Origin of the sequence: Ralstonia pickettii (assembly GCF_001699815.1) — a bacterium.
GTDB lineage: Bacteria > Pseudomonadota > Gammaproteobacteria > Burkholderiales > Burkholderiaceae > Ralstonia > Ralstonia thomasii.
Genome location: NZ_MCGB01000010.1, coordinates 1 through 19,650, shown reverse-complemented (window position 1 = coordinate 19,650; position 19,650 = coordinate 1). Strand labels below are relative to the sequence as shown.

The 19,650-nt window shown below is 62.3% G+C and carries 26 protein-coding genes; 24 read left to right on the top strand and 2 right to left on the bottom strand.

Translation table 11 applies throughout. The features are described from left to right. Window positions 1-2 precede the first annotated feature (2 nt). From BEK68_RS01490 to BEK68_RS01480, 3 genes are read left to right on the top strand one after another with little or no spacing between them, the layout of a single operon-like run. Window positions 3-815, top strand: coding sequence for a conjugal transfer protein TraF (locus BEK68_RS01490; RefSeq protein ID WP_009242098.1), 813 nt, complete (start codon window positions 3-5; stop codon window positions 813-815). Window positions 816-825: 10 nt separating this feature from the next. After that, window positions 826-2,232: a conjugal transfer protein TraH gene (locus BEK68_RS01485; RefSeq protein WP_009242099.1), complete on the top strand. Its 1,407-nt coding sequence runs from the start codon at window positions 826-828 to the stop codon at window positions 2,230-2,232. Between the two features lie 11 nt (window positions 2,233-2,243). Beyond that, complete coding sequence (locus tag BEK68_RS01480; RefSeq protein ID WP_009277742.1) at window positions 2,244-5,291, top strand: conjugal transfer protein TraG N-terminal domain-containing protein; 3,048 nt, start codon at window positions 2,244-2,246, stop codon at window positions 5,289-5,291. Between the two features lie 24 nt (window positions 5,292-5,315). On the opposite strand, the gene BEK68_RS24625 is transcribed toward BEK68_RS01480, so the two are convergent. Together BEK68_RS24625 and BEK68_RS01475 are read right to left on the bottom strand one after the other, a co-directional pair. After that, window positions 5,316-5,627, bottom strand: coding sequence for a hypothetical protein (locus tag BEK68_RS24625; protein WP_232295882.1), 312 nt, complete (start codon window positions 5,625-5,627; stop codon window positions 5,316-5,318). After that, window positions 5,627-5,881 carry a hypothetical protein gene (locus tag BEK68_RS01475; protein ID WP_009242139.1) on the bottom strand — a complete coding sequence of 85 codons (255 nt, stop codon included), beginning with the start codon at window positions 5,879-5,881 and terminating at the stop codon, window positions 5,627-5,629. The genes BEK68_RS24625 and BEK68_RS01475 overlap by 1 nt, the downstream gene beginning before the upstream one ends. Before the next feature lie 83 nt (window positions 5,882-5,964). Here BEK68_RS01475 and BEK68_RS24620 point away from each other — a divergent pair, with 83 nt between their 5' ends. From BEK68_RS24620 to BEK68_RS01375, 21 genes are all read left to right on the top strand, one after another. Next, on the top strand, window positions 5,965-6,294 hold the full coding sequence (locus BEK68_RS24620) for a TrfB-related DNA-binding protein (protein WP_009277741.1): 330 nt from the start codon (window positions 5,965-5,967) through the stop codon (window positions 6,292-6,294). Between the two features lie 75 nt (window positions 6,295-6,369). Further along, the gene (locus tag BEK68_RS01470; RefSeq protein WP_009242138.1) at window positions 6,370-7,095 is read left to right on the top strand and encodes a M48 family metallopeptidase; all 726 of its coding nucleotides are present in this window, start codon (window positions 6,370-6,372) and stop codon (window positions 7,093-7,095) included. A gap of 11 nt (window positions 7,096-7,106) precedes the next feature. Then, on the top strand, window positions 7,107-7,367 hold the full coding sequence (locus BEK68_RS01465; RefSeq protein WP_009242137.1) for a hypothetical protein: 261 nt from the start codon (window positions 7,107-7,109) through the stop codon (window positions 7,365-7,367). Next, on the top strand, window positions 7,367-7,786 hold the full coding sequence (locus BEK68_RS01460) for a CFI-box-CTERM domain-containing protein (protein WP_009242136.1): 420 nt from the start codon (window positions 7,367-7,369) through the stop codon (window positions 7,784-7,786). Before BEK68_RS01465 ends, BEK68_RS01460 begins: the two co-directional genes overlap by 1 nt. Further along, window positions 7,783-8,307, top strand: coding sequence for a Dna2/Cas4 domain-containing protein (locus BEK68_RS01455; RefSeq protein ID WP_009242135.1), 525 nt, complete (start codon window positions 7,783-7,785; stop codon window positions 8,305-8,307). Before BEK68_RS01460 ends, BEK68_RS01455 begins: the two co-directional genes overlap by 4 nt. 23 nt (window positions 8,308-8,330) lie before the next feature. Beyond that, window positions 8,331-8,699, top strand: coding sequence for a hypothetical protein (locus BEK68_RS01450; protein WP_009242134.1), 369 nt, complete (start codon window positions 8,331-8,333; stop codon window positions 8,697-8,699). 125 nt (window positions 8,700-8,824) lie between these two features. Next, complete coding sequence (locus tag BEK68_RS01445) at window positions 8,825-9,070, top strand: hypothetical protein (protein WP_009242133.1); 246 nt, start codon at window positions 8,825-8,827, stop codon at window positions 9,068-9,070. A gap of 12 nt (window positions 9,071-9,082) precedes the next feature. Then, window positions 9,083-9,310 (top strand): antitoxin VbhA family protein, encoded by a 228-nt coding sequence (locus tag BEK68_RS01440; RefSeq protein WP_009242132.1) that lies wholly within the window; start codon window positions 9,083-9,085, stop codon window positions 9,308-9,310. Then, entirely contained in the window at window positions 9,307-10,395 is a 1,089-nt protein-coding gene (locus BEK68_RS01435) for a Fic/DOC family protein (protein WP_009242131.1), read from the top strand. Before BEK68_RS01440 ends, BEK68_RS01435 begins: the two co-directional genes overlap by 4 nt. 32 nt (window positions 10,396-10,427) lie before the next feature. Continuing rightward, window positions 10,428-10,889: a hypothetical protein gene (locus BEK68_RS01430; RefSeq protein ID WP_009242130.1), complete on the top strand. Its 462-nt coding sequence runs from the start codon at window positions 10,428-10,430 to the stop codon at window positions 10,887-10,889. A gap of 12 nt (window positions 10,890-10,901) precedes the next feature. Further along, window positions 10,902-11,162, top strand: coding sequence for a hypothetical protein (locus BEK68_RS01425; protein ID WP_009242129.1), 261 nt, complete (start codon window positions 10,902-10,904; stop codon window positions 11,160-11,162). 17 nt (window positions 11,163-11,179) lie between these two features. Then, the gene (locus BEK68_RS01420; RefSeq protein ID WP_065851535.1) at window positions 11,180-12,862 is read left to right on the top strand and encodes a zeta toxin family protein; all 1,683 of its coding nucleotides are present in this window, start codon (window positions 11,180-11,182) and stop codon (window positions 12,860-12,862) included. Between the two features lie 15 nt (window positions 12,863-12,877). Next, entirely contained in the window at window positions 12,878-14,089 is a 1,212-nt protein-coding gene (locus BEK68_RS01415; RefSeq protein WP_009242127.1) for a DUF1173 domain-containing protein, read from the top strand. A gap of 128 nt (window positions 14,090-14,217) precedes the next feature. After that, window positions 14,218-14,610, top strand: coding sequence for an HAD domain-containing protein (locus tag BEK68_RS01410; RefSeq protein WP_232295880.1), 393 nt, complete (start codon window positions 14,218-14,220; stop codon window positions 14,608-14,610). Window positions 14,611-14,765: 155 nt separating this feature from the next. Next, window positions 14,766-15,041 (top strand): HU family DNA-binding protein, encoded by a 276-nt coding sequence (locus BEK68_RS01405; protein WP_009242125.1) that lies wholly within the window; start codon window positions 14,766-14,768, stop codon window positions 15,039-15,041. 3 nt (window positions 15,042-15,044) lie between these two features. Continuing rightward, window positions 15,045-16,100 (top strand): OmpA family protein, encoded by a 1,056-nt coding sequence (locus BEK68_RS01400; RefSeq protein WP_009242124.1) that lies wholly within the window; start codon window positions 15,045-15,047, stop codon window positions 16,098-16,100. Between the two features lie 9 nt (window positions 16,101-16,109). Then, complete coding sequence (locus BEK68_RS01395; RefSeq protein WP_232295879.1) at window positions 16,110-16,928, top strand: retropepsin-like aspartic protease family protein; 819 nt, start codon at window positions 16,110-16,112, stop codon at window positions 16,926-16,928. Next, entirely contained in the window at window positions 16,925-17,707 is a 783-nt protein-coding gene (locus BEK68_RS01390; protein WP_009277738.1) for a hypothetical protein, read from the top strand. Before BEK68_RS01395 ends, BEK68_RS01390 begins: the two co-directional genes overlap by 4 nt. Then, window positions 17,704-18,105, top strand: a complete 402-nt coding sequence (locus BEK68_RS01385; protein ID WP_009242121.1) for a DUF1294 domain-containing protein — start codon at window positions 17,704-17,706, stop codon at window positions 18,103-18,105. Before BEK68_RS01390 ends, BEK68_RS01385 begins: the two co-directional genes overlap by 4 nt. After that, the gene (locus tag BEK68_RS01380) at window positions 18,102-18,629 is read left to right on the top strand and encodes a retropepsin-like aspartic protease family protein (RefSeq protein WP_009242120.1); all 528 of its coding nucleotides are present in this window, start codon (window positions 18,102-18,104) and stop codon (window positions 18,627-18,629) included. Before BEK68_RS01385 ends, BEK68_RS01380 begins: the two co-directional genes overlap by 4 nt. Beyond that, window positions 18,626-19,273 carry a phosphohydrolase gene (locus tag BEK68_RS01375; RefSeq protein WP_009242119.1) on the top strand — a complete coding sequence of 216 codons (648 nt, stop codon included), beginning with the start codon at window positions 18,626-18,628 and terminating at the stop codon, window positions 19,271-19,273. The genes BEK68_RS01380 and BEK68_RS01375 overlap by 4 nt, the downstream gene beginning before the upstream one ends. Window positions 19,274-19,650 lie beyond the last annotated feature (377 nt).

Sequence of the window (19,650 nt, the reverse complement as noted above, 5' to 3'; positions counted from 1 at the left end):
CAATGATGAAGCGAAGCCTTCTCCTGCTGGCCCTGCTGTCCGGGTACGCCAATGCGCAGTCACTGGATTACCCGTCTGTTTGGCAGTGCGATGCGAACAAGCCCAACTGGTACTGCGACATGGAAGACGCCAAGCCGCAACCTGTGCAGCCGACGCCGGCACCGGCACGGCAGCAGACTAGCCGCAAGGCTGACCAGCCAAAGCGCATCGAGCTGAAGGACATCAAGACCGCCGAGCAACTGCGACAAGAACTGAAGCGCCGGGAAGACGTGGCGGTGATGAACCCCACCGACCAGAACATGAAGGACTACCTGGAGCTTTGGCAGATGACGCAGGACAAGGGGGCTGTCTTCGCTGACAACTGGCGGCGCGTGGTCTGGCAAAACCCGAGCCTCGACTACGCGCAAAAGCGGCCGGTCAATAACTCCGCGATCAAGATTTACGACGAAGGCCGCATTCAGAACGAGGAACAGCAACTGAAGATGTTGGCCAAGGAGCACGGGCTGATCTTCTTCTTCCGTAGCGACTGCCCGTACTGCCATGCAATGGCCCCGACGCTGAAGATGCTTTCCGACAAGTACGGCATCGAGGTGCTGCCGGTATCAGTCGATGGCATGGGCCTGCCCGAGTTCCCGAACCCCCGCGACGGCCGCGCGCAAGCTGCGGCTTGGGGGATTGAGCGCGTGCCGGCACTGTTCATTGGCTCAAAGCAGACCGGCGACCGTGCGCCCGTGGGCTTCGGAATGATGGCCCTAACCGAAATCGTCAATCGAATCTTTGTCCTCACCGGCACCAAGCCCGGCGATAACTTCTAAGGAGCTGCCCATGCTACTGAAAAAAGTAACGGCGCTGGTGACGGCATTTGCTTTCACCACCTCTACCTACGCCATGAACATGCAGGAGCTTTTCGACTCCGTGAATGCTCAAGGCAACGTCAGCAACCCGGCCGTGCTGCAAGGCCAGACGATGAACCTCTACACCGGGGGCAGTCTGTTCATGCGGATGCCCAAGCGCACCTACCAACTGGCGACGGTGACGCCGCCGAGCTGGAACGCTGGGTGCGGCGGCATTGACCTGTTCGCGGGCGGCTTCTCGTTCATCAACAAAGAGCAGTTCGTGGCCATGCTGCGCAACATTGGCTCGAATGCCCTGGGCTACGGCTTCAAGCTGGCCATTCAGAACCTGTGCCCGACCTGCGACAACGTGATGCAGGCCCTGCAAGCCACGGCGCAAGCTGCCAATCGTCTCAACATGGATTCCTGCGAGGCGGCCAAGGGGATCGTCAATGCGGCCGTGCCCGACACCTGGACGCGCGGCAAGCAAAACGCGGCTAAGAACTTCGGTGTGGACACCAACATTTTCGAGAACATCACCGACGCTTGGACGAACGTGATGAACAGCGAAAGCCGGGCCAACCAGACGGTGAACTCGGCGGCCAGCGCGCGACCCGAGGCGAAAGACCAGCTCCCGACCGGCAACGTGGTTTGGAAGGCGCTCAAGAAGCTCGATGGCGTCACCGACGAGCAACGCATGATCCTGATGTCGATGATCGGCAGCATGATTTTCCCGACCGGCGACACCCCGCAACTGCCTATCCCGCTGCTGCGCAAGGAAATCACGGTGGAGGCCCTGGTGGGTGCGCGTACCACCTCCGACACCATCACGGTGCCGATCTGGCGTTGCGACACCACCAGCGCGGACGGCTGCTTGAGTCCGACCGAGGATGAAGTGACCACCAAGAGCTTCAAGACGATGGTGCGGGAGAAGATGGAAAAAATCTCCGACAAGATCGCCAACCGTTCAGCTCACGACGACATGGCGGCCACCATCGGCTTCCTGAACGCAACCGATCTGCCCATCTACAAGATGCTGGCCGTGACGACAACCCTCAACAACACCTCGATGGCCGACGCGCTGATTGGCCGCTACCAGGAGCTGATCGCCGCCAAATACGCCGAGGTTTACATCCAGCGTGCCGTCACCGACCTGCGCGGCGCGATGGCGAAGTTCTCTGCCGCAGCCGATGCCACCCAGGCCGCCGAGCTGGGCAAGATGAAGCCCGAGCTGGAGGAAATTTCGCGCGCGGCAAAGCAGGTGCTGGCCACTGCCTACTCGCAGACCATCAGCACCTACAACATCGCCCAGGAGGTGCAGTACATGGAGCGTGCGCTGAATGCCAACCTGTCGCAGACGCTGCGTAACTCGCTCGCCTTCGGCAAGAGCCTGCGCTAAGGGGGGATGCCGTGGACATCGAAATTCAAACCTACTGGAACGTAGAAACGCTCTACTACGTCTTCAACGCCGTGGCCTCGATGATGGCCGGCGCTGGCTTCGCTGGCTTGCTGAAGCTGGTTTTCCTGTTCGCCATCGCAATCGGCATGTTCGGCTACATGAACAAGCAGCTCGAAATGGCGAAGTGGTTTATCCACGCCCTGGCCTTTGTGACCGTGCTCAATCTGCCGATCGCGCGCGTTGCCTTGACAGACAAGACAGGGCTGGAGCCGCCGCGCGTGGTTGATAACGTGCCCTTTGCCCTGGCCGTCACTGCGCAGACGACCAATCTGGTGTTCGGCGCGCTGACCAACACCTATGAAACGGTCTTCGGTGTCCCTGAAGACCTGGGCCTGCAAAAAGGGGATGTGGGCTTCGGGCACCGCATCCTGAAACAAGTCAATAACGCGACGATCCGCGACCCCAGCTTGCGCTCCGACCTGATGCAGTTCATCAAGGAATGCACGCTGTACGACGTGAAAGACGGTGAAATCACCCCGCAGCAGATTGTGGGCGGCACCGATACCTGGAACGTGATTTTCAACAACACGAGTCCAGCCCGCTTCGTCACCTACAACACCCTGACGAATGCGCCTACCACCGATACCTGCACCAATGTTGCGGCCATCCTGAAGGAGAAGGTCAACGACGCGGTAACGGCTGGCCAAGCCTTCTACGGCAAGCAGGCTTTCACGCGGGCAAGCAGTGATGCTATCGCTACCAGCATGTTCGTTTCGACGGTGGGCACGTCCTACGACTGGATTCTGAACAACTCCAGCAACGCCTCAGACGCGATGAAGCAGGCGATGTTCAACAACATCTGGAAGGAGGCCGGCACCGAGCTGCCGGCGCTGCTGAACGATCCTGCGCGGGTGGCCGAGGTTAATGCCCTGGCCGGCGCTGCCCAAGCGGCGCGGCAAGCGGACGGCTCCAACAGCACCTTGAGCCTGCTGGCGCAAGAGACGCTGCCCCACATGCGCAACTGGATCGAGGCAATCATCTACGGTCTGTTCCCGGTTGTTGTGGTGCTGATGGTTGTCAGCTCGACCGAGGGGGCAAAGAAGATCATTGCGGGCTACATGATGTCGCTGGCCTGGATCGGCCTGTGGCCAATCTTGTTTGCCGTCATCAACCACCTGTCGCTCATGCACTTGCGCTACAAGGCGCGCGCGCTGGAGCTGGCGGCCGGTGTGCCGTTCCAGCTCACCGATGCTTTCGACGCCACGCTGACCAACGAGCAGGCGGCCATCGGCTACATGGTTGTCCTGGTGCCATTCATCGCCGGGGCCATCATCAAGCTGGGGCAGGGCGGTTTCATGGGTGTTGCCGACCGGATGATGACCGGCTTTGCCTCTGCCGGGGCGGCGGTGGGCGCAAGCAATGCCAGCGGCAATGTCAGCATGGGCCAAGCTGGACTTGATACCGCATCGGTCAACACGACCTCGATGAACAAGTACGACAGCAACATCGGCCTGCAAGGCGGCGGGGCAACCATCGGTCGGGGCAATGGCTCGACGGCCACGATGGCCGCGAACGGCGCGGTTGCCTTGCAACAGCTCCAAAACCGGATGCTGACGCAGATGAACATGGATCACCGACTGGAAGCCGGCCGCAACCAGGAAGCGCATCGTACCGACATCACATCGACCGGGGATCAACTGGCGCGCCGGCACGGCGACAGCTCCAGCCTCACGGACGTGAAGGGGCACGATACAACCCGTGGTCAATATCAGAATACGGGTGTGGTGGCGGCTCGCGGGAGCGAGGGTGGGTATGGTGGCCAGCACTCAACCGGCCAGAACTTGGATCGCAACTTCCGTGAGGGTTCGCACTTCCGCACGGCGGCCGGTGCCAATGACCAGCTCCACATGAATTTGGGTGTTGGCCGTGGGAACCCCAACGGCGGCGGTGCGCCTGGTGCTGGCGGTGCAGGCGGTGCGCCTGATCCGCGCGAGGAAAAGCGCATTGCCGACGCCATGAAGCAGGGCGGCGCGAACCAGCAACAGATCGACCAAGCTCTGAAGAACTACCGGGGCGGCAAGGGTGGTGCCCAGCCTTCGGGCGGCCTCATCAACGCGGGCCTGGGGTACAACGGCGCGAAGACCTACACGGCCGAGCACGGCCGGGATCGGGGCGTGGATACGGTTCATGGCAACCAGGAAGCCGCGCGCACCGAGCGCACGTTTGCTGAACGCGGCTCACGAACCGAGCAGGCCGGGACGGGCAACCAATCGGCCCAAAACGACCGCCACGGCCGCGATGCAGCCCTCACAAACGTGGATGAAGTTTCCCGCGTGCGTGATGTCTCTGACCGCCGTGAGTTCGGTACTGGCGACCGCGCCAACCGTAGCGACAGCAACAGCTTCACGACTCACAAGGATCTGATGGCCGATCCGTATCTGTTCGAGAAGGTGGCCGCGCGCAATGGCATGACCGCCATGCGTTTCGCCAACCAATCCGAAGACCGGATCATGGACATGGTGCAGGACTACGTGAGCGAGAAGGGCATGGTTCAACAAGCTACCACCATGCCGCAGCAGACTTTCGCAGGCGAAAAACTGCCGACCACGAAGGGCGAGCTGGAGAAGCAATCCGCCAAGGATCGCGCCGGCATCCCGCAGGACATCCAGGGCGTCCACAAGAAGAAGGTGGCACAGACCGGCTACGGCGGAACCGCTCCGCTCAAGGTCGATACCTCTGCGCCTCCGATCATTGCGGAATCCAGAGGGGACGTACAGGGCCAGCTCGACCCGAAGAACAAGGGCAGCATCCCGGCGCGTGCTGGGGCCTTGGACGAGAACGTGAATGCCTGGGCCAGCCCGGACAAGGCTGTAGGCGCTGGGCGGGCCAATCCCGCAGCCGTCAACGAGGACAACATGATCCGCGACGGCAAGGACACCGTTCAGAAGGCTTGGGACAAGCTGACTGGCGGCGACGGTACGGCAGACGGCGAAAAGCTGAACGACAACATGAAGCGGGAAACGGCCGCCTCGGTTCAGATCAACAACGGCAGCAAGTAAAGGGAAAGGGGGCTTTGCCCCCTTTCAAGAATTGCCGCCCGTGTAGTTATCGCCCCAGGGTAAATGATGAACAACACAAGACTTGCCGGTAAATGGATTAACGCCTGCTGCGCTATTTGGCGCGCCAGTGCCGGGCCATTTCGACATTCCCTTGAATCCATCGCTTAACCACCATGCAAGCCAGAATGGAATCCAGAAAATCAATCCGCCGCCGAGCATTGGAATGTAGTCGGCAAGGAAATTACCACCGGATGCCGAAAGTGCGGCAGCGGCCGGCAATGGAAGCCAGAGCATCCAGCGCCTTCGAGAGAACAGCATTTTTTTCAGTCGCATCATTATTGTTCCTCAATAACCAGCATCACGTAGGTGGCCGTGTTTTTGTCATCTTGCATATGCACGACACGGAAGCCCTTTTCGTAAATCTGCTTGATCGTCACCTTGCCGATGTGTTCGCACTGCAACACCGAGTCGCCACCACGGAAGGGGCCGATGCAGACACCGCCACGCTTCGCGGCGGCCGCTTGGGCGCTGGCGTTCGTCATGCCGGCAAGTGCTGCCACGATGAAAGCAACGTAAAGCATCTTTTTCATTACAACTCTCCTTCCAATTTGGATAGAATTTGCGCATCTTGTCTATTGACAAAATACGCTCAAAACCCTTACGGTGCAAGGGGATGAGCCAGATATTCAAGACTGTTTCCGCAGCGTGTGGCCATGTGTCGCGTGCTGTCTTCGTGAAAGCAGCGCGGCGGCTGGGTCTTTCGTCCGAATCTTACCGCATCGCTGAAGAAGTGTTCCTCAAAGGCTACCGGCAGGCAACCGTCGCGCGCCACGTCGGCGTCTCGCGTCAGCGGGTGCATTCAGTGTGCCGGGAGCTGCTGGAAGAAATCAACAACCAACTTTCCCCTGAAAGGGCAACCGATGAAAAAACTACTCCTGATTCTCATTACCACGGCCACCTTGGGCGGATGTGCTTCGCAACAGCCTCTCAGCATGAGAAATGACTGGCGCGCTGGCACCGATCAAACGCCGTATCGCTCGATCCCCACAGCCTTAATCTGTGACGACTGCAATTTGCAATGATCCCGTCTCACTGGTTCAGACGGATCATTCTGATCGTCTTCATCATGGAGGTTGCTGGCGGCATTTTGTGGGTAACTGGCAGGTTATCCACGAATCCGGCCGCCAAGCCAATGACTCAGGCTCTCGGTAGCCTGATATTCCTGTTCGGCTTTTATGCCAGCGCGCCATTATCGGCGCGCTTCCTTGCTCCGCGACCGTCGCGGGATGCTGTGCTTCAAGAGCGTTTGGCAAGGATAGTGGCAACCGTCCCTGATAGTCGCCCCGTCTTCCTGTATGACCATGCCGACAAGGAAGCCAACACCGTGGGGCTGCTGCCGAGTCATTCGCGCATCTACGTGACAACCGGCCTGCTGGCCAGCATGAGCGACGAGGGTATGCGGGGCGTGATCGCCCATGAAAACGCACATGTTCATGAGCGCCATATCTTCGCCACGTTCACCTATGCCTGCTGCTTTGCTGTGAGCAGCCACCTCCTGGACAACAACAACTTTTTCTTTGCCGCCTTCCTCCTGTTCCTGGGGATTCGCCGGTATTGCGAGTACCGGGCGGATGCCGGCGCTGCGCAGTCCGTAGGGCGCGAAGCGATGTTGACGGCGCTGCGCGAGCTGGCCGTGTTGTACCCCTCGAAATCCTGGGTTCGCTGGTTCTCGTTCGCCAATGCTTACCCAACCTTGGCCATGCGGATGCGGGCCGTGGAAACCGGGCGAAAGGCCCTTCTGTGAGGTGAGTGCGCATGGATGCCTTCTACCTGCAATGGATCGGCTGCGCGTTTGGGGTGCTGGGGGCCTTGCTGCTGGCCCTCAACAACCGTTTGTCGGGCTGGGGGTTCGTGTCTTTCCTAGCCTCGAATGTCTGCTGGATCGGCTTCGGCGTCATGACCGACGCGCCGGGCCTTATCTTCATGCAGGTGGCTTTCACTGCCACAAGCCTGCTGGGCATTTATCGCTGGATGCTGGCCAAGCCCGGCTTTCGCGCGCGAAAGCAGGAGGGGTGATGAGGCGGGCGAAAAAGTACCACACCATCACCGACATCGTAGGCACGGTTTACTGCGAGCAAAAGGTGGTTTTCGACCGTGAGCGCGGGGATGCCCGGCCGCTGGAGGTTCGGGCGAAGGCCGCTGCCGGCACCTTCGAGCACCTACGGTTTCAGGTCGAAGGGCAGACGCGCGCGGCGATTGACCGGCGCTGTTTCATTGCCACCGCGATCTACGGGCCTGACGCCGCCGAGACAAATTTCCTCCGCGCTTGGCGTGACCGGGTGCTGATGCCGGCAATGGTAGGGCGCTTGTTCGTCCGAGCCTACTACGTCGTCTCACCTGGCTTGGTGCCTCTGCTGTGCAGGAGCCGGTGCGCGGCCACGGCTGTGCGCGCTGGGCTGAACGCCCTGCTTCGCTTGCTGGGGATGCCGCGATGAGCAACTTGGCCAGCTACATCCTATTCGCCCTGGCCCTGGTGCTGGCCGGCTGGACATTCATGGTCTGGCGAGGGTTCACTCAGAACTGGCTCCCTCCCGAGCTTGCGGCCGGCAAGGTGGCTCAAGTGGAGCGCAACCTGTTCATCAATGCACCGTTCCCCGTCGTGGGCCGGCCCGATCAGGTGTATCGGCTTCCTGATGGGCTGCATGTTCCCCTCGAAAACAAGAACCGCGATGCCCACCGCGTCTATGAGACGGACATTGCACAGCTCTCTTTGCAAGCGTGGCTGCTTCGCCTGAACGGACTCGAAACAGCGCCCTTTGGCTTCGTGGCCATCAACAACCGAAAAACCCGTGAGCGCCGAGCCATGCGCGTGGAGCTGCGCGACGACGCCTATTGCGAGCAGTTGGTGGCCCGGTACATCGACCTCACCGAGCGCAGGGCCAAGGCGCGCAAAAGCCGGGGCCGCAAATGCGACACATGCGGCCATCGTTCCGAATGCTTTTCTCTCAACCCTTAACCAACAACATGGAGATTCCACCAATGACTACCCCTGACCGCGAACTGCGCCTGATGGAAACCTTTGTCGGCCTTCTCAGCGACCATCAAAAGGACTTCGAGGGCTTCGTGCGCGACGTGGAGAACGTCCGCTACTGCCATACCCCCATCGACGGCCAGCAAATCAATCGTTGCGAGTATGCGCTGCGCAACATGGAGATTCGCCTGCTGACCATCCACAACTGCATCCAGGCGGGGCGGTTCGACGCTGAAACGCTCGATGCGTTGGTTCAGACCAAACATACCTGGGCCAGCATGAAGAACCGGGTGGATAGCTACCTGGGCGAAATCCACCAGATCATCAGCCAGACATCCGCCGCGCTGCGGCCGGTGCGCGAGAGCTTGGTGGCGTGATCGCCCTCCCCTTCCTATTGACGTTATCGCGCTAAACGCCTAGTGCCAGTAGGATTTTTTTGATAAACTTGCTTTCACCGTGAAAGCAAACAAACGGCATCTGAATACTGGCACTGGACACCCGCATGGACAACTTACCGATGGATGCGCTGCTGACGCAGATATGGCAAATGGTTTCTCCCTACGTGGGCGGGGCCTGGGCCGCACTGCAACGCATCTTCGCTGAAACCCCTACCCCGCTGTTAATCGGCATTGTCGTTGGCTTGTTGCTCGCGCGCGTGCTGCGCGGCGTGCTGATCGTGGCGGGGCTGGCGGCAGTGGTGTTTGTTGCCGTGCGGGTGTTTGGCATTGCTGTGCCCGGCTTGGGCTGACTGGAGGCGAACATGGAAGACAAGAACCCTTATGAACTCGATACCGGCCCCGTGGCTGCGCCCCATCCGGCCGACGTGCGCCGTGCGCAGTTTGTTCAAGCCAATGCTTCCCTGTCCCTGGAGGGGATGCCGGTGGACGCCGCCGACCTCGCCATTCAGGAGGCCGTCATCGCCGGCACCCTGACCCCTGACGAGGCGGTAGCCAAGTACCTGGAGCGCGCACGCGGGGCCAGCCAATGAGCGAGCAAGAGGACTACACCTACCCCGGCACGCACGTTCTCAAGAACAAGGCCGACATCCGCGACCTCGCGGCGCTTCAACGCTTCGAGCGCGGCGCAACGGCCGTTCGCATCCAGGAGCTGCGCGAAAACCCGGTACGGGGCGAATACGACTTGGCCCACCTTCAGGCGATCCACAAGCAGGTTTTTCGGGATGTCTACGAGTGGGCCGGCGAAGTGCGCAAGGTGGATATTGCAAAGGGGCCTGCGGGCGACCGAACCCTGTTCACCTTCAAGGAAGACATCCCGCAGAAGGCGCAGGAAATCCAATCCGCGATCAAGGAAGCCAACTATCTGCGCGGGATGGACAAGGAGCAGTTCAGCGGGAAGATGGCCGAGGTCTATGCCGGCGTGAACGAAATGCACCCCTTCCGCGAAGGGAACGGCCGCACGACGCGCGAATTCATCGGGCAACTCGCCAAGGATGCGGGCTACCAGCTCGATTACTCCAAGGTCGATAAGCAGACGTGGAACGAGGCCGCCAAGGAATCCGCGCGCGGCAACTTGGAGCCGGCGCGCGAGGTTTTCTACGAAATCACGACCGTGGAGCGGGCGGTGGCCTTCGACAAGCTGGCCACGCGCGAAGCTCTGGCCAAGCATCCCGAGCTGGATGGTGCCTACAAGATGCTGCACGACGCCCACCGGGCCGGGCAGGACGCCGCTTACCTGCGGGCAGAAATTTCCAAAGAGCTGCACAGCGGCCGGCTGGTGGGCGATGGCGTGACGCTGGACGAGTCCAAGCGAGTCATCGACCACGCCGCAGCCTATCGCGGCCTGATGGTGCGGGATGCCGAACGGCTTGGCGGGCAATTCAAGGGCGAAGTGGTGGCGGTTTCGTCGCACCACGCGATGCTCCAAGTGGGCGACATGATCGCCGTGCGCTACGAACGCGCCAATCTGGATCGTGACCTTGCCGTGGGCGACCGCGTGACGATCCAGTACGACAAGGCGCGCAGCCAAGTCTATGAGCAGGGCAAGGAGCCGGCGCGGGATCGTGGCGGCAAGGACATGCAGATGGAGCGCGAGCGCGTGCCGACGCCGCGCTGACTTTCGCGCGCGAAAGACCAAAGGAGAAGAACATGAATCGAGAAACGCTTGAGCTGCTGGTTTTTGTGGGGATGTGCTTTGCCGCGTCCTACCTGTTGATGCGCGAGTTTCGTGCCTACCTGGATGCCGTCTTCAGCCGTTCCCCCGGAGAGCTGTGGGCCGATGTCTGGAAGCGCGCTCATGCCGAGCACGACCTGAACCGTAAGGCCCAGCTCGAAATGTTCGGCTCCAAGTGGGCGACCGTAGGGGGCCGCTTGCTTGTGGTGGGGCTTGTCATAGCTGGGGTGTGGTTTCTGGCTTTTGTCCCGGCTGCTGCCGTGCTGCTGGCCGTCTATCTGGCTTGGGGGTTGTACGCCACCCGCAGCCTTGGGCTGACGGCCAACGACGTGTATGCGCGCCTGCTGAAGCGCGACCGCATCACCTACCGCCTGCTGCACGCGGCCCTGTGGCCGCTCCATGCAAACCAAGCCAAGAACCAATCCGGTAATCAGTGAGGAATCCAGACCATGACCAATCAACTTTTCAGCCGTGCCGGCGTCCGCTACGAGGTGGCGCTGGATGTCCTGGGGGCCATCATCGCCCACCACTCCGAAGCCATTGCCGCCGAGCGCGAAAAAGCTACCCCTGACGAGGCCGTGATTGCGGCCGCTCAGAAAGCGAAGGACGAGCTGCGCACGATCCGCGAAGACCTCGATCCGAATGCTGACGAGGCCATCGAGCGCGTCATCACTCAGTACGGCCAGCAGGCCCGCGACCTTTACCAATAAGGCAGGAGGGCAGACAAATGGCTGGGGAGGTTTCCAAGTACGCAATGGAGAGCGCCTACAAAGACGTAGAGCGCGATGCACTGGCAAGAACGACGGCGCAGGAGAATCCGAAGGCGATCCTGTTGGGTGGCCAACCGGGATCGGGTAAATCGGCGCTGGCGGCCGAGGCGATCCGCGAGCTGCGCGCCAACGGTGGCGCTGTGGTGATCGACGCCGACCGGATGCGCGAGGAAAACCCGCGCTACAAGCAGCTTTCGCGCGAAGACCCCCAGCACGCCGCCGACCGAACGCAGAAAGAGGCCGGCGAATGGGCTACCCGCCTCACGCTGGCCGCCGTGGAGAACCGCCGCAATCTGGTGGTGGACGGCACGATGCGCAGCCCGGAGAACATCCGGGACTTGACCACTCGCCTGAAGGAACAGGGTTACGAGGTGGAGGCCAGAGTGTTGGCCGTCAACCCGGAAACCTCAGTGACCCGCGCACGGCTGCGCTTCGAGGAACAGGTGGCCGAGCGCGGCACCGGGCGGTTCGTCAACAAGGAACAGCACGACAACGCCTACAACGGCATGGTGGAGTCCGTGCGCGCCTTGGAGCGCGACAAGCTCACCGACTCGGTGCGCGTCTATGACGCCAACCAACGGCAAATCTACGAGAACAGCCAAGAGCGCGGAGAGTGGAAACGGCGAGCAGCAGCGGTTGATGTGTTGGAGCAGGAGCGCGGGCGCGCCTGGACGCACGCCGAGCGGCGCGATTACGTGTCCGCCCTGGACGACATCAATACGCTGGCCAAGCAGCGGGAAGGTGTGCGCGACAACGTGACCTACACCGTGGGCACCGTGGCCAAGAACGATGCGAAGGACTACAGCAACGTCAATGAAGCCGCCAGGGCCTTCCGGGATGCCAAGGCTGAAGACCAGCCCTATGTGATCCGCACCGAGCGCCTTCCCAATGGCCGGGAGTCGGCCTCGACGCCGGGGCAGACCACGTACACCGAGAAGGAGGGTGTGCGGGAGTATGGCAAGTACATCGGGGGCAACGACGAGGCCCTGAAGCGGGCCTACGCTGATGCCTTGCGGCCGGAACAGGAGCGCACCGCGCGGCCGGTGCTGGCCGACCGTGACGAGCTGGCGGCCAAGCTCGAAGCGGCTCGAAACGACTTGGCCCATTTCGAGCAGACCCCGGCCTATCAGCGCGCCCAGGCATTCGACCAGCTCACCAAGCGGGAGGCGCTGGAGCGCCACCCGGAGCTGGACGGGGCCTACAAGCAGCTTCACGACATCAAGCAGAGCTGGACACCTCAGACCAGTCAAGACCAGCGGGAAACCAGCTACTTCAATGCGCGTGCCGAGCTGTCCGAGCAGCTTCATCGGGGCCGCGTCCCGGAGGGAAGTGTCACCGTGGATGAATCGCGGCGCGTGATCGACATGGCCGCCAGTCATCGGGGCTTGGTGGTGCGGGATGCGCAAGAACTCAAGCAGGACGTGAAGGGCGAAGTGGTGGCCACCTCATCGCATCACGCCCTGGTGAAGATGTCCGACATGGTGGCTGTGCGCTACGAGAAGGAAGGGCTGGATCGGGATGTCCGGGTAGGCGAGAAAGTGACGATCCAGCACGGCAACGAAAAGAGTCAGGTGTACGAGCAGGGCAAAGAGCCTGCGCGGGAGAACGCGCGGGACGTGGGCCGGGACATGGGCCGGTAAGCAAGGGAGAAAAACATGGCGATCTACCAGATTGGCGGGCAATCCATTCATTCAGACGACCCAGCCTTGTCCGAGCTGCTGGCCAATATCTACAGCTCGCGGGAGCGGCCGCTGTGCCTGTGCCGTACCCCTGGCATTGAAATGTACGTGGCCAAGGTCGATGACAAGTACCTCATCAAACGGATGCCCAATTCTGGTAGCGGCCACGCCCCGGCCTGCGATTCCTACGAGCCGCCGCCCGAGCTGTCCGGGCTTGGCCAAGTCATTGGCTCCGCGATCCAGGAGAACCCCGACGAAGGCACCACGGCGCTGAAGTTCGACTTCGCGCTGTCCAAGGGGGCCAGCCGATCCGCGCCGGCACCGAGCGGAAAGGAGACGGATAGCGTCAAGACCGATGGCAACAAACTGACCCTGCGCGGCACCCTGCATTACCTGTGGGAAGAAGCGGGCTTCAACCGATGGGCACCGACGATGGCCGGCAAGCGCAGTTGGTACGTGATCCGCAAGTATCTGCTGCAAGCAGCCGAGGACAAGACTGCAAAAGGCGCGAGCTTGGCCGGAATGCTCTACATGCCCGAATCGTTCAACGCCGAGAAGAAGAACGAAATCACCCAGCGGCGACTCGCGCAGATGATGCGAATCGCCACGCCCGAGAAGGGCACCCGGCGCTTGATGCTGGTGGTGGGGGAGGTGAAGGAACTGGCTCAGTCGCGCTACGGGCACAAGATCGTCCTCAAGCACCTGCCCGATTGCCACTTCATGATGAACGACGACATCTACAAGAGGCTGCTCAAGAGATTCGAGGTGGAGCTGGGCCTGTGGGATGCCTTGGAGGGCACCCACCTGATGATGATCGGCACTTTCAGCATCGGCGCTACCGGCGTGGCCTCGCTGGAGGAAGTCGCGCTGATGTGCGTGACCGAGAACTGGATTCCGTTTGAAAGCACCTTCGAGAAGATGGCGCTCGATGCTCTGACGCAGCAGAACCGGCGCTTCATGAAAGGGATGCGGTACAACCTGCCTTCCACGCGGCCACTGGCCTGCGCGGTGGCTTCGGATACCGAGCCGGAGCCGACCGCCATGTACGTGGTTCCGCCTGGGGCCAGTGAAGACTATGCGGCCGCCGTCGATGAATTGATTGCGGAAAGCAAGCTCCCTTCATGGAAGTGGGTGGCTGGCGAGGCTCCTATGCCGGCGCTGCCGGCGCTGCCGGAGCACGGCCGATGATGAGCGCCCTACTCCGCTTCGTCGGCATTCGCCCGACCGTCGCCCCGACTTTCGCGCGCGAAAGTCTGCCGGCGACTCAACGCGCAACACGATGGGCGCTTCAGCGTGCTCCCCGTGGCCCCGTCCTGATGCTGGACATCGACGGGGTTCTACACCCTGGCCAGTCTGGCACGCTGATTTACCTGCCCCTGCTGGAAACATGGCTGCGAACGCATCCCGATGTTGATGTGGTGATTTCGTCCAACTGGCGCGAGACGCACACGCTGGATGAGCTGCGCAACTTCTTCTCCATCGAGCTGCGCGAGCGCGTTATCGGCTGCACGCCCGTTTTGCCTGATTGCACCAGGCTGGACGAGATCCTTTGCGTTGTCCGCGAGTACGGCGTCACCCAGTGGGCTGCCCTCGATGACCGCGTGCAGGAATTTCCAGATACACGCCGGCTGGTGGCCACCGAGTATCTGGACGGACTTACCGGGGAGTCGCTGCTTCAGCTCACCCGCGTGATGTGGGCCGCACCGTGAAGGTGTGGAACGCCCTGCTTTGCCTGTTTGGCATCCATTCGCCGCTGTCCACGCCCATCTATTCGAGCTGGGACGGAACCCAAGTACATGAACGGCGCTGCGCCCGTTGCGGCAAGGTGCTGGGTCATATTCTCAACTGACACACGGAGATTTCCATGAACCGACAAGACCTGATCGACGCCATTGCTGAAGACACCGAAGCATCCAAGGCGGCCACCACGCGCTTTCTCGATAGCCTCATCACCATCGTACAAAACGAGGTGGCCAAGGGCGGCGCGGTGAAGCTCACCGGCTTTGGCACTTTCGAGAAAGCAGCCGTCGCGGCGCGCACCGGGCGCAACCCGAAGACCGGCGCGCCGATCAAGATTCCCTCGACCCACAAGCCGAAGTTCACGCCTGGGGCCACGTTCAAGGACTTGGTGAAGGACTGAACCATGAGCAAACATCCCGACTTGAACGGAACCGCGCTTGCGCTGCTGCGTGCGCTCGACCGTGGCGAAGTGCGGGGCATTCGGGTGCTTTCGGAACGCGCGGCGGGCCGCCCATTGTGCGGTGCTGTCGATCTGGCCGTGATGCGCGAGTACCTGGGTGAAACCCGCCACCTTATCGACCGCGGCTATCTGTCGCGCAAGCCTGCCGGCACATCCATCCGACTGTCTCTGACGCGCAAGGGCCGGCGCGCACTCCATCCTGGCACGCCGTTCTGGCCAGCGCCTGTGACTTGGGCGCTAGGGGCGTCCATGCTTGCCGCTGGCGTAACCGGATGCGCGCCGATGCCTCCCGAGCAACCCCGTGTGCTCCTGATGGGCGCGCCCGTGCTCACCGGGCTGGCCCAAGTGCGCGATCCACAAACCGGCACCGACTACTTTGTGCCATGCAATCCGTGTGCGGCACCAACGCCCAAGACTCCGATGCTGGGCAGCACCGATGCTGCACCAGAGGCGACTGGCAAGGCGGCTGCACGGCCGCAGCCTTCGGTCTTGGCCAAGCTAGACGCCCATACTGTCGCCACACTCGCCATCCCGGCCGAAGCGGATGCCATCCCGGCCGGCTCCGCCCAGCTCACCGACGACGTGCGCCCCGTGACGGTAGTTGCAGTCGGCCCGGCCACGGCCGCGCCAGTCGCGGCTACTGCCTCCAGTTCGTTGCGCTCGCTCCCGTTTTCTAGCTCCGTGGCAAATCTGAACGATGAGGCCAAGCGTAGCTTGTCCGAGCTGCTGCCACTGGCCATGACGGCCGAGCGCGTCTTGATCCGTGGCCGCACTGATTCGACCGGCACCGTGGCCGGCAATCGCGCCTTGGCCATCGCAAGAGCTGCGACTGTGCGCGCCGCGTTTGCCCGTGGTGGCGTTGACCCCCGAAAGCTGAAAGTCTCCTACTGCGTGACCTGCTTTGTCGCCTCGAATGACACCGAGGCTGGGCGCAGCGCAAACCGGCGCGTAGAGGTTGAGCTGGTGATGCCAGTGCCGGCCGTGGTCTTCAGTAAGTGAAAGCTGGCCATGAGCGCAGATGACCGGGATTGGTATCGAGAGCGGGCCGCGAAAACCATGCAGGATCATTACTATGACCCGAAGGTGTTTCGCGGTTCGCGCGAGGTTCGCGCAGACCAACCCCGTATCACCTTTTTGCAGTTCGTCATCGCCAATGCGCTGCCCTACGCCTTTCTGATTGTCGCGGGCGCGATCTGGCAAATAGCGCATGGGGCGACTCCACACGACGCCCTCTTGATGACGACCCAATGGCTCAAAGGTTTCGTGTTGAGCCATCCGGTCTTGTGCCTCCTGATGGTGGCCGGTGCGGCCTTCTACATGGCAAGGCCGCGCCTCGCCGGCATCGCCTATGTCTGGATCGGGATCGGGTTCCTGTGCTTTGTTGCCTTCGATTACTTCGGCAAAAAGCCTGCCGCCACGGCCGCACAACGAGCGGGCGAGCCGCCGCGCGTGGCCACCATGAGCGTGCCAAAGAATCAGCGCGGGCACTATGAGACGCCGGGCAGCATCAACGGCCAGCCTGTCACCTTCATTGTGGATACCGGCGCGGGCGTGACATCCGTTCCTGGCTCGCTGGCCAAACCCTTGGGCATCACATCATGCGAACCTCGCCAGTTCAGCACGGCGGCCGGCGAGGTCTTCGGATGCGTCGCCACGGTAGCAGAAGTGGTTTTCGGTTCCTTCCGTGCCCATAACGTCCAGGTTGCCGTCATGCCCACCATGAACGGCCCTGCATTGCTGGGCATGAACATCCTGGGGATGGTGCAGATCGAGCAACGCGGATCGGCGCTGCTGTTCTCCACCACCCATTTCCGAGAAGACGATTGAACATCAAGAACAACAAGGAGGAAAACATGCGTCACCTTCCGCTTTACCTGCTTCTGACCGCTGCGGCCGGCTGCACCCTACCTGCGCTGGCCAGTTCTGAAGCGGTGCCCGACGATGCTCCGGCTGCTGTAGCGGCCGCCACGGCCGCCGAGGTCAAGGTGGCCATCACCGGGCGCATCGACCTGACTGCTGATCGAGGGCGCAAAGTCTTCATCGAATTCCTGGCCAGCCCAAAGCTGACGGCCGCCGCGCGGGCTTCGCTGGCCTCCAGCGGCTTCGAGCTGGTGGACACCCGCGAACAGGCTGACGTGGTGTACGAGCTGGATGGTGCCTTCCAGGCGCTGCGCCCCGCGACCCGGCGTACCGCCGAGGTTCGCGTGGGCGACTATGCCGAGAACCCCGCACCCTTGGCCACCAAAAGCGGCCGGGGCGGCTCCGTGATGCTGTCGCTGAACCCGCTGGCCATGCTGATCGGCACGATTGCATCCAATGTCGGGAATGCAACCGGCGCGCAGGACTCGGTGAACGCGGCCACGGCCGGCGACCCGGACGGCAAATGCCTGTCGCGCTGCGAGACGTGGCGCTACCGTCAGCGCAATGTCGTCAACCTGACGCGCAAGGAAGGCAGCACGGAACAGAAGTGCTCCGTGCTAGCCACGGCCGAGGATGCCGAGCTGGTGCCGGCGCGACTCATCCAGTCGTCCCTTGCGGGCTTGCAGGAGGCTGCCGGCTTGATTGTGGCCCTGGGCCTCTCCGCTGATCCTGCTTTGGCGAAATGAACGCGCCGGGCCTGTCACTGGCGGATCGCTTTTGGATCGCCCATCGCTGGGCCGCTTTTGCGCTGGGCACGGTGTTCCTTGGGGGCGTAATTGTCGCCAGCATCGCCGGGCGTATCCGGCCTCACTACGCTTGGGCCTATGCGCTCATGAGCAACTTGGCCTTTCTGGCCTACGGCCTCGACAAATCAGCGGCCGTCGCTGACCGTTGGCGCTGGTCTGAAAAGTCTTTGCACTGGATCGCGCTGCTATGCGGCTGGCCCGGTGCCTTGATTGGTCAACATGCCTTCCGCCACAAGTCGCGGAAGGCTTCCTTTCTGTTTTTCACCTGGCTGGCCAGTGCCGCGAACGCCGCTATTTTCGCGCACTTGACTGGCTTCTATCGCTGGAGTTGGCAATGAACGCTACTCGCGCCCTTGTGGCACTGATGGCCTGCCTTGCCATTGGAACATCGCACGCGCAGCAGCGCGAATACATCGTCTATGACGGCCAGAGCTACCCCGGCGACCAGCTAGACGTTGCGGCGGCCTCTCCCGTGATGGTCAAGCCGGCGCAGCGCCTGGGCAATGGGGACTACTCCATCCCGCGCGCTGCGGACGGCCACTACTACATCGCCGGGGCCGTCAACGGCTTTCCCGTGGTCTTCATGGTGGACACCGGAGCGCGCTTCACGACGCTGCCGGTCAAGCTCGCCCGCAATGCTGGCATCCGCGCTGGCCGCGCAACATCCTTTGACACGGCCGCAGGCCGTGAACGTGGTGGCATCACTGCGGCCAACACGGTGATCGTCGGCCCCTTCGCCGTTGAGGGTGCGGCTATCGCCGTCCTGGAGCGCCTTTCCGCTCCGCTGCTGGGGATGGACGTGCTCAACCGCTTCCAGATCGCCTATTCGGGCGGCTTCATGATCTTGCGAGGCGGCCGATGACGCAGGCAAAGGCGCGCGCGTGGGTTCGGCTTCCTTCTGGCCGTCGCCTCGACCTCATCAATCCCGATCCCGGCGCGTGGCTCGACAGTGACCTTGCCTTGCGTTTGGCGAGGACGTACCGCTGGGGTGGGGAATCATCATGGCCCCTGCCCCTCTCTGTGGCCCAGCATTCGCTCCTGGTGCTCGCTTTGCGCCGGCTGTGGAGCGACACCCCTTTGCCGGCCTCTGACGCGCTCCTGGAGCTTCTACACGACGCCGAGGAAGGTTTCCTTGGGTTCGATTGCATTTCTCCGTTGAAGGACGTGCTGGGCCTTTCCTTCCGTGCTGTTTCGTCTCGCCTGATGGCTGCGGTTTCGGAACGGTACGAGCTGCGCGCTTGGTCGCCGGCAGCGCACGCCGTCCACAAGCGGGCCGACTCGGTGGCGGCCGCTTCCGAGGCTGTGCATTGCATTGGCTGGGCAGCTCATGAAGTGCGTGATGTCCTGGGCATCGTGCATCCGGTGCTTGATGTCGATCCGCTGGCTGAAATCTACGGTTGTCGGCCGTGGGAGCCGTGGGCGGCTGACGTTGCGGCCGAGCGGTTCCTGGATGCGCTGGAGTCGTTGCGTGCTGCTGTGCATGGGCAGATCGAGGCGCAAGCGTGACCCCTGGGCGTCTCCCCTGCGGGGCCGGGCTTTCGTGCTGCGCATCGAGCCGCCTGCGGCGTCTCGCCCCTTCGGGCGTCAATCCCTGACGCCTCCGCGCCGTGCCGGCGCTGCGCGCTCCGCTTGCCCGGCCTGAAGGCCGCACCGAGGAACTTTCGCGCGCGAAAGTTCAGGCTGTGGATCTGATCCGTGGTGTGCCGGCGCTGGTGCGCTGAATCCGCTACGCGCGGGGCCGCACCCCACCACTACCTCGCGCCTTTATTCGTCGTCATGGTGCCCTCCGGCCGGGCTTCTCCGGTCAAGGGCCGGGCTGCGCCCTGAAATCCTCACCCGTTCGGTGCTCGCCCTTCGGGCTGCGCTCCGCGTGCGGCCTCCGG

What these genes read in the sequence shown, in the direction of transcription:
- BEK68_RS01395 (WP_232295879.1), top strand. Translation starts at nt 16,110, where the DNA reads ATGAGCGCAGATGACCGGGATTGGTATCGAGAGCGGGCCGCGAAAACC.
- BEK68_RS24625 (WP_232295882.1), bottom strand. Translation starts at nt 5,627, where the DNA reads ATGATGCGACTGAAAAAAATGCTGTTCTCTCGAAGGCGCTGGATGCTC.
- BEK68_RS01415 (WP_009242127.1), top strand. Translation starts at nt 12,878, where the DNA reads ATGGCGATCTACCAGATTGGCGGGCAATCCATTCATTCAGACGACCCA.
- BEK68_RS01475 (WP_009242139.1), bottom strand. Translation starts at nt 5,881, where the DNA reads ATGAAAAAGATGCTTTACGTTGCTTTCATCGTGGCAGCACTTGCCGGC.
- BEK68_RS01450 (WP_009242134.1), top strand. Translation starts at nt 8,331, where the DNA reads ATGACTACCCCTGACCGCGAACTGCGCCTGATGGAAACCTTTGTCGGC.
- BEK68_RS01400 (WP_009242124.1), top strand. Translation starts at nt 15,045, where the DNA reads ATGAGCAAACATCCCGACTTGAACGGAACCGCGCTTGCGCTGCTGCGT.
- BEK68_RS01490 (WP_009242098.1), top strand. Translation starts at nt 3, where the DNA reads ATGATGAAGCGAAGCCTTCTCCTGCTGGCCCTGCTGTCCGGGTACGCC.
- BEK68_RS01425 (WP_009242129.1), top strand. Translation starts at nt 10,902, where the DNA reads ATGACCAATCAACTTTTCAGCCGTGCCGGCGTCCGCTACGAGGTGGCG.
- BEK68_RS01385 (WP_009242121.1), top strand. Translation starts at nt 17,704, where the DNA reads ATGAACGCGCCGGGCCTGTCACTGGCGGATCGCTTTTGGATCGCCCAT.
- BEK68_RS01380 (WP_009242120.1), top strand. Translation starts at nt 18,102, where the DNA reads ATGAACGCTACTCGCGCCCTTGTGGCACTGATGGCCTGCCTTGCCATT.
- BEK68_RS01485 (WP_009242099.1), top strand. Translation starts at nt 826, where the DNA reads ATGCTACTGAAAAAAGTAACGGCGCTGGTGACGGCATTTGCTTTCACC.
- BEK68_RS01445 (WP_009242133.1), top strand. Translation starts at nt 8,825, where the DNA reads ATGGACAACTTACCGATGGATGCGCTGCTGACGCAGATATGGCAAATG.
- BEK68_RS01440 (WP_009242132.1), top strand. Translation starts at nt 9,083, where the DNA reads ATGGAAGACAAGAACCCTTATGAACTCGATACCGGCCCCGTGGCTGCG.
- BEK68_RS01455 (WP_009242135.1), top strand. Translation starts at nt 7,783, where the DNA reads ATGAGCAACTTGGCCAGCTACATCCTATTCGCCCTGGCCCTGGTGCTG.
- BEK68_RS01435 (WP_009242131.1), top strand. Translation starts at nt 9,307, where the DNA reads ATGAGCGAGCAAGAGGACTACACCTACCCCGGCACGCACGTTCTCAAG.
- BEK68_RS01405 (WP_009242125.1), top strand. Translation starts at nt 14,766, where the DNA reads ATGAACCGACAAGACCTGATCGACGCCATTGCTGAAGACACCGAAGCA.
- BEK68_RS01410 (WP_232295880.1), top strand. Translation starts at nt 14,218, where the DNA reads ATGCTGGACATCGACGGGGTTCTACACCCTGGCCAGTCTGGCACGCTG.
- BEK68_RS01420 (WP_065851535.1), top strand. Translation starts at nt 11,180, where the DNA reads ATGGCTGGGGAGGTTTCCAAGTACGCAATGGAGAGCGCCTACAAAGAC.
- BEK68_RS01465 (WP_009242137.1), top strand. Translation starts at nt 7,107, where the DNA reads ATGGATGCCTTCTACCTGCAATGGATCGGCTGCGCGTTTGGGGTGCTG.
- BEK68_RS01470 (WP_009242138.1), top strand. Translation starts at nt 6,370, where the DNA reads ATGATCCCGTCTCACTGGTTCAGACGGATCATTCTGATCGTCTTCATC.
- BEK68_RS01460 (WP_009242136.1), top strand. Translation starts at nt 7,367, where the DNA reads ATGAGGCGGGCGAAAAAGTACCACACCATCACCGACATCGTAGGCACG.
- BEK68_RS01430 (WP_009242130.1), top strand. Translation starts at nt 10,428, where the DNA reads ATGAATCGAGAAACGCTTGAGCTGCTGGTTTTTGTGGGGATGTGCTTT.
- BEK68_RS01375 (WP_009242119.1), top strand. Translation starts at nt 18,626, where the DNA reads ATGACGCAGGCAAAGGCGCGCGCGTGGGTTCGGCTTCCTTCTGGCCGT.
- BEK68_RS24620 (WP_009277741.1), top strand. Translation starts at nt 5,965, where the DNA reads ATGAGCCAGATATTCAAGACTGTTTCCGCAGCGTGTGGCCATGTGTCG.